Below are 9,192 nucleotides of genomic sequence, written 5' to 3'. Positions count from 1 at the left end.
TCTATTAGTAAAGGGTTTTATAAGGGGGTTAAAAAGAGCGGATTTGGTATAATTTTGGGAACCCCTAAAAAACAAATGCCTTCATGGGTTGAAAATTTAAACATCACCATCTTAGATACGACTAAGAACTCAGACTATTTTAATGTCTTAAAATCTCTTGATATTCTTGTTACGTACTATGATAAAAATCGCTACTTTTATCGAGCAAGTGGTGTGATTAGTGATGCCGGCTCTTCTGGATGTTATATTATTGCTCCTGACTATCCTTTAATTCGTCATCAAATTACTTGGCCGGTTTCTATCGGTCAGACTTTTTCTCATCTCGATGAAATTGAGGATCTATTAAATCAAGCCTTTGACCACATAAAAACCTATGGACAGGATAACCAATGGCTGTGGCGAAACAAAAGAGACGCTCAATACATTGCTCAACTCTTTAACAACCTTCTCTAATTCATATATGGCATTACTTTAGGTAATGTCGCAAAGATTTTACTTTAATAGTTAAATAAAATGATATCATAATCAAAAACAATACTAAATGTTTAATGTTCAATAAATTAGGTGATCGCTTTTGGATAAAAAATGCTCATATTCCTCTCTGTTTATTAGAAAATATTTCTATTCAACCCCAAACAAGAGAACAATTATGTAATCTAGATTTAGAAATATATCAAAACAAAATTATCTCAATTATTCCTCACACTTCTAATCTTCCCGAATCTCCTTATATTGATGTCAAAAAAGGTATTATTTTTCCCTGTTTTATTGATAGTCATACCCACCTAGATAAAGGACATATTTGGGAGCGATCGCCCAATACTTTGGGAACTTTCTCAGAAGCATTAGATACTGTCATAAAAGATGCTAAAAACTGGAATCCTGAAGATGTTTATCGGCGGATGCAGTTTGGCTTAAAATGTAGTTATGCTCAGGGAACAATTGCTATTAGAACTCACTTAGATTCTTTTGGAGAACAAGCAAAAATTAGTTTTGATGTCTTTCAAACGCTAAAGTATGAATGGCAAAATCAATTAAGTTTACAAGCAGTTTGCTTAGTTTCTCTGGACTATTTTTTAACCGAACAAGGAGAAAAATTAGCAGATTTAGTAGCTAGTTACGGACAAGTATTAGGAGGAGTAGCTTATATGAATCCTCAACTAGATCAACAATTAGATAGAGTATTTACTTTAGCAAAAGAGAGAGATTTAGACTTAGATTTTCATGCCGATGAAACCCTTGAACCTAATTCCATCTGCTTAAAAAAGATTGCAGAAACATCGATAAAACATCGATTTAAGAATAAAATTACCTGTGGTCACTGCTGCAGTTTATCTCAACAAAGTGCCGATCTAAGAGAAGAAACTATAAACTTAGTCAAAGAAGCCAAAATCAATATTATCTCTTTACCATTGTGTAACTTATACTTACAAGATAGAAACCCAAATCATACCCCGAAACAGCGAGGATTTACGGATGTTCATGCTCTCAAAAAACAAGGAGTTTCTGTCAGTTTTGCCAGTGATAATTGCCGAGATCCTTTTTATGGTTTTGGCAATCACGATGGGTTAGAAGTTTTAAGAGAATCCATGAGAATTTGCCATTTAGATACTAATTACGATGACTGGGTTGCTAGTATTAATAAACTTCCTGCTAAATTTATGAACCTACCCGATCTAGGTAAAATAGCCACAGGATTAGACGCAGATTTAATCCTCTTTAAAGCACGTTATTTTAGTGAATTATTTTCTCGTCCTCAAAGCGATCGCAGAGTGATGAGGAAAGGTCAATTTATTGACACTATGTTACCCGACTACAGCGAACTAGACGACTTAATTTTTCCATCCCCATCGTAACCAACCTCATAAGGTCTTATTCGGGATTTTACTTAGAAGATTAAAAACTTTACAAAACTTAATGAAATCATGTAGTATTGTTAAGGAACCAACCGCAAAGCTAAGGAATCATACCTAAATAAAAATGTATTGTCGAACACTCCTCCTGTTGCAACCCTCTATCCTAAAAGCTGAGGTAATGACTTTATAACAAAAATCTAAAGAAACGGGGATTAAAGTCAAAACTTTGTTATTATAAGCTTTTCCTTTTATATATCACTATTACTTACTCTTCATTTCCTGCCATCAAACTACCAGATAAAAAATTTCTTATGAAGCTAACTAAAAGCAATCCTGACCCAGTTCGGGCTTATCTCAAAGAAATTGGTCGTGTTCCCTTGCTAACCCATGAAGAAGAAATTCTTTATGCCAAGCGAGTCCAACGATTAGTGAACCTAGAGAAACTTCGGGAGGAAACCATCGAAAAAAGTGGTCAACAACCTACCGATACTCAGTGGGCTAAAGCGGCCAAAATCTCTAAAAAAGAATTGTATTCCCTTATAGAAGCAGGAGAAGCAGCCAAGCGGAAAATGGTAGAAGCCAACCTTCGCTTAGTAGTATCTGTGGCAAAAAAATACCTCAAACGAAACTTGGATTTATTGGATCTGATTCAAGAGGGAACCATTGGTATGCAGCGAGGGGTAGAAAAGTTTGATCCCACAAAAGGCTATCGCTTTTCAACCTACGCTTACTGGTGGATACGTCAAGCTATTACTCGGGCGATCGCCGAAAAAAGCAGAACCATTCGTCTCCCTATCCATATCACGGAAAAACTGAATAAAATAAAGAAAGCTCAACGGGAACTCTCTCAGCAAAAAGGTCGGGCAGCTACTGTCACCGAACTTGCTGAAGCACTAGAATTAACCCCTAGACAGGTGAGAGAATATCTAGAAAGGGCCCGTCAACCCCTTTCCTTAGATCTACGGGTAGGGGATAACCAGGACACCGAACTGGGGGATCTCCTAGAAGACGATGGACAGTCTCCTGAAGACTTTGCCACCCATTCTTCCTTGCAGTTTGACCTAGAAAAGTTAATGGAGGACTTAACTACTCAGCAAAAAGAGGTCATTGCTTTGAGATTTGGCCTTGTGGACGGACAACCTCTAACTCTAGCGAAGATTGGTTCTCGTCTCAATATTAGCCGCGAACGAGTCAGACAAATTGAACGGGAAGCCTTATCTAAACTGAGAAAACGTAAAGCCAATATCCAAGAATATTTAGCTAGTTAATTTGGTAGAAAATAGCATGGGGTCGGAGGATCGGAATTTGCGGTTCGGTTCTGCCGACCACTATTTTGTTAAGAAACTTGTTACACTGGGATAGTAAGATTATTAATTAAATAGTATCAATTCCCAGAAAAGCGGTATCAACAGCTAAAATGCACAGGAGGACACACCGTGAATAACGAGTTAAACCGTTCCCAAGACTTCTTCAACCAAGAAAATGAGGTAAGCGAAAGCTTGTGGAAATATGTTCAGTCCCTTAGTCCCGAAACCATTTCACAACTTTCTAAACCTGACTCTCAAGAAGTATTCCAAGTGATGGAACGGAATATTATCGGTTTACTGGGAAACCTTCCCTCTGAACATTTTGGTGTAACAGTGAGTACCAGTCGGGATCACTTGGGAAAATTATTGGCATCGGCCATGATGAGTGGTTACTTTTTACGCAACGCAGAACAAAGACTCAATTTTGAAAAGTCTTTGCAAGCAATTAATAGCACCACCAAAGATGATAAATAGGTAATATATTATTGAGCAATCAAAGCAAACTGGTAGCTGATAGCGTGACGTTGCCAGTTTTAGAGGTGAGAAATATATTATAAACGTTGGTTTTATCTCAAAATATTGTCCTGTTCAAACCTGTTTTCAAACTCATCAATATTACTAGGAGCAAGTTCATTAATAGGATTTTCTAGAACTTCTATTTCATTTCTGATTGTATCTATAGGATTTGGTGAAGATAGGGGTGTTTCTTGGACATTAGGAATTTGTTGCTGTTGATTTCCTTGAGTCATTCCTTGATTAACTTTTTGAATCTGTGCTAAGAAATGCTCTTGATTATGATTAAGAGAACGAGCGAGAATTAACCCTTCTTGGAAAGCAGATAAAGCAGGTTCGTATTGTTGTTGTTCTAGATAAATTTCACCAATTTTGTCATAAACTCGCATTAAACCATAATAATTGTATGACAATTGTTCCACTTGAATTAAACGTTGATAAATTTGCAGAGCATAATTTTCTTGTTCATATTCTGTGTATAAATTAGCTAGTCTTGTTAATGCTTCTGCTGCTGCACCAAATAATTGTAAAGACCAAGCTAAAGAATAAGCTTCTTGATAATTTTGACTAGCTAATTCTGGTTGATCTAATGCTTCGTAATCTTGACCAATTTCAACTTTTAAAGGAGGGATAAGTTCAATATTCTGACTAGCAAGGTAACTATCTACTAATCTTTGTTTAATATCAGCAGAATTATCGGGTTGTAGAGAAGCTGTATAAATTTCAGCCAATGCTTGTAAGTATAGCCCTTCTTCATAAGTATTTTGTTCTTCTTTTGCTATATTTAATAATTGCTCATAAACAATGGCAGCACTAGGGTAATCAAATTTAGCTAAATAGAGTCTTCCTAATCCTTGTAATGCTTCTTTTTCTGTAAAAGGACTGTCATTTTCTTGAGCATATTCTAAAACTTTTTGATAGACAATAATTGAATTATCCAGACTATGCAATTTAGCATAAGCGTTAGCTAAAGCAACTAAAAACTTTGGACTCAGTGGATCTTCTTGTTCCGATAGTTGTTGTAATTCAACGATTCTTTTACTAATAATTTGAACATCCTCAGTACGAGTTTTATTCCAAGCAATTTCCCCAACCCTTCCTAAAGCATTAACTTCTTCTATTCTTCCTAAAACTCGTCTTAGTCTTAGTTCTCGATACCAAATTTCAAAAGCAAGATTATCATTACCCGCATTTAATTGTTCCTGCGCTTGCTGATCTAATTTATCTAATTCTCTCCTTAATCCTTTTTGTTCCAATGGAGTTAGGGGACGAGGAATAGAAGGAATTAGAGGGTCTTCTATAGGTAATTCTAAAGGATTTAATTCTGGTTCAGGTAATGATAAAGCGAGATGATTATATTTAACGACATCAGCAGAAAAAATAATCAATGTTAAACTAATTAACACAGAAAACTTATTAATAGAATTACAAAAATAAACCATAATTTTCCTCACCAACATGGAAATTAATTGATAACTGTTCATAGACCACTCATATAAGGTAACATTTGAAGGAGAATTATGTTAATGGGACATCAATGTGAGGAGAATTGTTAATCTTATCTTAGTTTTAGCCCTTGCTATTATCTCGTCTGCTTGCGGTGAAGTACCTCGAATTCAAGCAGAATCAAGGCTGTTTCCAGAAATTAACTTAGAATTTATAGGCAAGTACGAAATAGCCTCCCAAAGTCTCCCCAAAACGCCTCTAGGGGGTTTATCTGGCCTTACCTACGACCAAAAAAGCGATCGCTTTTATGCTTTGTCTGACGATCGCTCTCAACGCGCCCCCGCCCGATTTTACACTCTCAACATAGAAACCTCCGAAAATAACGGGCAAATCAGCCAAATACAGGGTGTGACAGTAGAAAATGTCACCTTTCTCCAAGACGAAATAGGACAAAATTACTCACCTCAAACCATCGATCCAGAGGGTATTTCCCTGTCCCCCAGAGGCACTTTATTTATTTCCAGTGAAGGAGTGCCTAAAGAGGGAATTAACCCCTTTATCGGTGAATTTGACCCGGTTACAGGACAGATTAAAAAACAGATACCTCTCCCTGAACGCTATTTGCTTCCAACGGAAGACACCAGCGATCCTAGAGGAGTGCAAGAAAATTTGGGGTTTGAACCCCTAACCATCAGTGCAACCAGTACCGTTAAAGATGACCCATTTCGGCTTTTTACTGCCACAGAAGCTTCTTTAACACAAGACACCTCTCCCACCCCACCTGCCAACGTTCCTGTGCGTCTGTTGCATTATGTTATCAGTCCCGTGGGTCCACCAGTAATAGTTGCTGAACATTTATACTTACTAGATGAGGCTCCCAAAGGTGCTATATCCAATGGGTTAACCGAATTAATTGCTTTACCCACCCAAGGATCGTGGTTAAGTTTAGAGCGTACTTTCGGTGTATTTGGGTTTGGGGCAAAATTATTTCAGGTAGTTAATAGTGGTGCTTCTGACACATCAACTGTTATCAGTTTTCAAGAAGGAATAGACAGGGTTAAACCCTTAAGAAAAAAGCTCTTATTGGATCTAGAAAATTTGGAGATTGAGTTAGATAACTTAGAAGGAATGACCCTTGGACCCAGACTAGCAGATGGTAGTCAAACTCTATTTTTAATTAGCGACGATAACTTTAATGTTGAACAAAGCACCCAACTGTTACTATTTAAACTAAGTTAAGAAAACGTAGAGATTTGGCAATGCTAAACCTATCAAGCGTGAGTAATTTGAATAAGAGTAATTAATTATTATGAAATTGACTCGAAGATTTTTATTAAGTTTAAGTACAGTTCTTCTGTATGGAATCTGGAAAAAATCTTATCCCAAACCTCTTCTATCTCAGAATGAGGAAAGTAACAATAATTACAACATTCCAGGAATCGATCCCAAACCTCAAAGACCAAAAATTATAACCATTGAACCGACTAAAACTATCGTTAGTGATGAGAGAATTGAACCAGTTGAGTTTATTGATGATACGGTTACGAAGAAATGGTTATATAAAACTCCAGCTAAACCAGGGGATGGCGCAATGCTTTCTCTTTCCCTTCAAGAGCAACGTCAAGACAGTTTAGAAACATTAAAACCTTTACCACAAAATCAAATTATTGCCAATAGTTTTCCTGATTTTACCGATGCTATTGATTTAAAAAAGTTAGGAAAAGATAAGCAGAAAAAACATTCCTTATTCTACAATATTGTGTCTTTTGATAAACCGCAATTATTGAGAATGTGTCACGGTGCGATCGGTCTAAATGTTAAAGCTGTTGTTTTTGTCAACAATGAAATAGTTAAGCACGGAGAATTAATAAGAGTTAAGCCAGGACTTTATCATATTGTTATTGAGGTTTATCACGGTGAAAGAACAACATTTTTACCTTGGAAAATGGCACGTTTAGCTCCTCGATTTACCATTGTTACTGAGACAGAAATAGAAGAAGTTTATCAGTGGAAATTGAGTCAATGGCAACAAACAATAGACATGGCAAAAATAGATGACACTCGATTATTAGCGGCCGTTCAATTTAATAGTAAAACCCTCAGAGGGAAAGAGGGATTTTTTCGAGTTGGACAAAGTATAAATGGTAAATGGTGGTTTATTGATCCCCAAGGAAAAGCCTTTTATCATAGAGGTTGCACAGGGTTAAATGCCGGGGGAAGCGGAGGAAGACGGGCCAATTTACCCCCCGTTTCTAAAAACACTGCTAAAACCTGGGTTAACTACCTAAGAGAATGGGGTTTTAACGCAATGGGTTCTTGGACAACTCCAGAATTTTTTGACCAAGAAATGGCTTTTACAGAAATCATTGAAACCTACTACGAAGAACCTTGGTTAGTTACAAAGTTTCCCGATGTTTGGCATCCCGAATGGGTGGAAAATGTTGATAAAAAATGTCAAAAACTTTGTACACCCCTGAAAAATAATAAAATGCTATTAGGCTATTTTTTAGATAATGAAAGAGGGTTTATGTCCATGACCAAAATCCATCAAACCATTGTCCCTAATGCACCTACTTATCGATACGATGGTCCGATTAAATCCGATGATGTCCAGCTACCGGCCGAACCAAAATTAAACCCCAGAGGAATTGGTTTACTTCAGTTTTGTTTGAGTCAAGAAAAAGATATTCCTGCTGCTATAAAAGCTTGGCAGTTTATTGATGATCGTTATTCATCCTTAGAAGATTTAGCTAAGTCCTGGGGAATTAATATTGCTTCAGAAAATAGCATCAGAGAATTAACCTTAAGAGAAGAGATTATAATATCAAACAATTATCAACAAGATAACTATCAGTTTATTAAGGAATGGGTAGAACAATATTATCGTATTTGTATCGAAAAAATAAAAAAATACGATCCCAATCATCTAATCTTAGGCTGTCGTTGGGGAAGCACTCCAGAAAAAGCCGTTTTAGAAGTAGAAAAAGAATGGGGAGAGGTAGTTTCTCGCAATAATTATCGAGCCAATTTTTATGAATTCTTCGACGAATTTTATCAAGAAGTAAAACACCCTATTTTGAATGGAGAAATTAGCACCTGGAGCGATCACTACACCCTGTTTAGAAACCCCATCGAACCCCCAGGAGGATACGAACCAGAAACTAGGCAAAAAATTAAGGCTCATGAAACAATGAATCGCATTTTCTCCCATCCAGGGGTATTAGGTTATACTAAATATCGTTGGCATGGATCTGACGATAAGTTGTGGAATAATCGACCCTTATTTAACATTATTAATCCCTTAAGACAAATAAATTATCGCTCGGTTTCGATGGCAACCGCCTGGGATACAACCCCCGAAAAGAATCATCAATCCCTACAAGGACAAATTTTTATAACCTTGATTAACGGTAGTATCGATAAACAAATATTAAAACCTGCTAAGATAGAAGATGAACCCAGTTTTAAAATTAGTAGAAACCACTTAGCAATAGGATTAATCTGCGAGGATGATCAATGGAGAAAAGTCGTTTACGGTGAAGGAATTAAAGGAGAAGTCATTAATAGTAAAATCGAGCAGAATGAGTATCAATTAACCCTTAAAATACAAAAATTTCCTACTCTTTTTAGCGATATAAAAGCAGAAGCAAACTATCAATTGACCCTTTTGCGAAATCGCACCAAACTAGAAGGAAATTTCATCGGAACTTACAATCAACAACAAGTATCAGGTAGGGCGATCGCTTATGTGCATCGTCCCGTGGCTACAGTGAGATATTAGATCAATATCTGGGAATACTAATCACAGACATCGTAAAAACGGCACAAGACTTAAGATGTTAACATCCACCCCCCTTTCTCAACCCGTTAGTTCCCATCGTCGTATTGTCATCGGTGACGTTCATGGTCATTATGATACCCTTAATCTTCTCTTAGAAGCCGTCGCCCCCAACCCAGAGGATCAAGTCTATTTTTTGGGAGACTTAATCGATCGCGGTCCCAAAAGTTCTCAAGTGGTGGTATCTTCTCAAAAAGCCAGGGGTCACTCGCTGCGAAAACTTAGGCCAAAC

At 36.9% G+C, this 9,192-nt stretch carries 8 protein-coding genes; 7 read left to right on the top strand and 1 reads right to left on the bottom strand.

Annotation, left to right across the window (positions count from 1 at the left end; all coding sequences use genetic code 11):
- The 4 genes from P9B04_RS09165 to P9B04_RS09150 all read left to right on the top strand — a co-directional run.
- The coding region (locus P9B04_RS09165) for a hypothetical protein (protein ID WP_342054682.1) at positions 1 to 453 on the top strand (453 nt) is incomplete at its 5' end.
- Between the two features lie 95 nt (positions 454 to 548).
- Positions 549 to 1,856, top strand: a complete 1,308-nt coding sequence (locus tag P9B04_RS09160; protein ID WP_342054681.1) for a cytosine deaminase — start codon at positions 549 to 551, stop codon at positions 1,854 to 1,856.
- Between the two features lie 311 nt (positions 1,857 to 2,167).
- Positions 2,168 to 3,124: an RNA polymerase sigma factor, RpoD/SigA family gene (locus tag P9B04_RS09155; RefSeq protein WP_342054680.1), complete on the top strand. Its 957-nt coding sequence runs from the start codon at positions 2,168 to 2,170 to the stop codon at positions 3,122 to 3,124.
- Positions 3,125 to 3,292: 168 nt separating this feature from the next.
- On the top strand, positions 3,293 to 3,637 hold the full coding sequence (locus P9B04_RS09150) for a DUF760 domain-containing protein (RefSeq protein ID WP_342054679.1): 345 nt from the start codon (positions 3,293 to 3,295) through the stop codon (positions 3,635 to 3,637).
- Between the two features lie 92 nt (positions 3,638 to 3,729).
- Here the strand turns inward: P9B04_RS09150 and P9B04_RS09145 are convergent, their stop codons facing one another.
- Positions 3,730 to 5,118, bottom strand: a complete 1,389-nt coding sequence (locus P9B04_RS09145) for a tetratricopeptide repeat protein (RefSeq protein ID WP_446717983.1) — start codon at positions 5,116 to 5,118, stop codon at positions 3,730 to 3,732.
- 97 nt (positions 5,119 to 5,215) lie between these two features.
- On the opposite strand from P9B04_RS09145, the gene P9B04_RS09140 reads away from it, so the two are divergent.
- The 3 genes from P9B04_RS09140 to P9B04_RS09130 all read left to right on the top strand — a co-directional run.
- Positions 5,216 to 6,361: an esterase-like activity of phytase family protein gene (locus P9B04_RS09140; protein ID WP_342054677.1), complete on the top strand. Its 1,146-nt coding sequence runs from the start codon at positions 5,216 to 5,218 to the stop codon at positions 6,359 to 6,361.
- Between the two features lie 70 nt (positions 6,362 to 6,431).
- Positions 6,432 to 8,903: a hypothetical protein gene (locus P9B04_RS09135; RefSeq protein ID WP_342054676.1), complete on the top strand. Its 2,472-nt coding sequence runs from the start codon at positions 6,432 to 6,434 to the stop codon at positions 8,901 to 8,903.
- 55 nt (positions 8,904 to 8,958) lie between these two features.
- A partial coding sequence (locus tag P9B04_RS09130) for a metallophosphoesterase (RefSeq protein ID WP_342054675.1) occupies positions 8,959 to 9,192 on the top strand: 234 nt, incomplete at its 3' end.

It is taken from the genome of Crocosphaera sp. Alani8 (genome assembly GCF_038442745.1).
Classification (GTDB): Bacteria; Cyanobacteriota; Cyanobacteriia; order Cyanobacteriales; family Microcystaceae; genus Crocosphaera.
The sequence above is the reverse complement of the archived record's forward strand: the minus strand, read 5'-3'. Positions and strand labels throughout refer to the sequence as shown.

What these genes read in the sequence shown, in the direction of transcription:
- P9B04_RS09160 (WP_342054681.1), top strand. Translation starts at nt 549, where the DNA reads ATGTTCAATAAATTAGGTGATCGCTTTTGGATAAAAAATGCTCATATT.
- P9B04_RS09155 (WP_342054680.1), top strand. Translation starts at nt 2,168, where the DNA reads ATGAAGCTAACTAAAAGCAATCCTGACCCAGTTCGGGCTTATCTCAAA.
- P9B04_RS09145 (WP_446717983.1), bottom strand. Translation starts at nt 5,118, where the DNA reads ATGGTTTATTTTTGTAATTCTATTAATAAGTTTTCTGTGTTAATTAGT.
- P9B04_RS09135 (WP_342054676.1), top strand. Translation starts at nt 6,432, where the DNA reads ATGAAATTGACTCGAAGATTTTTATTAAGTTTAAGTACAGTTCTTCTG.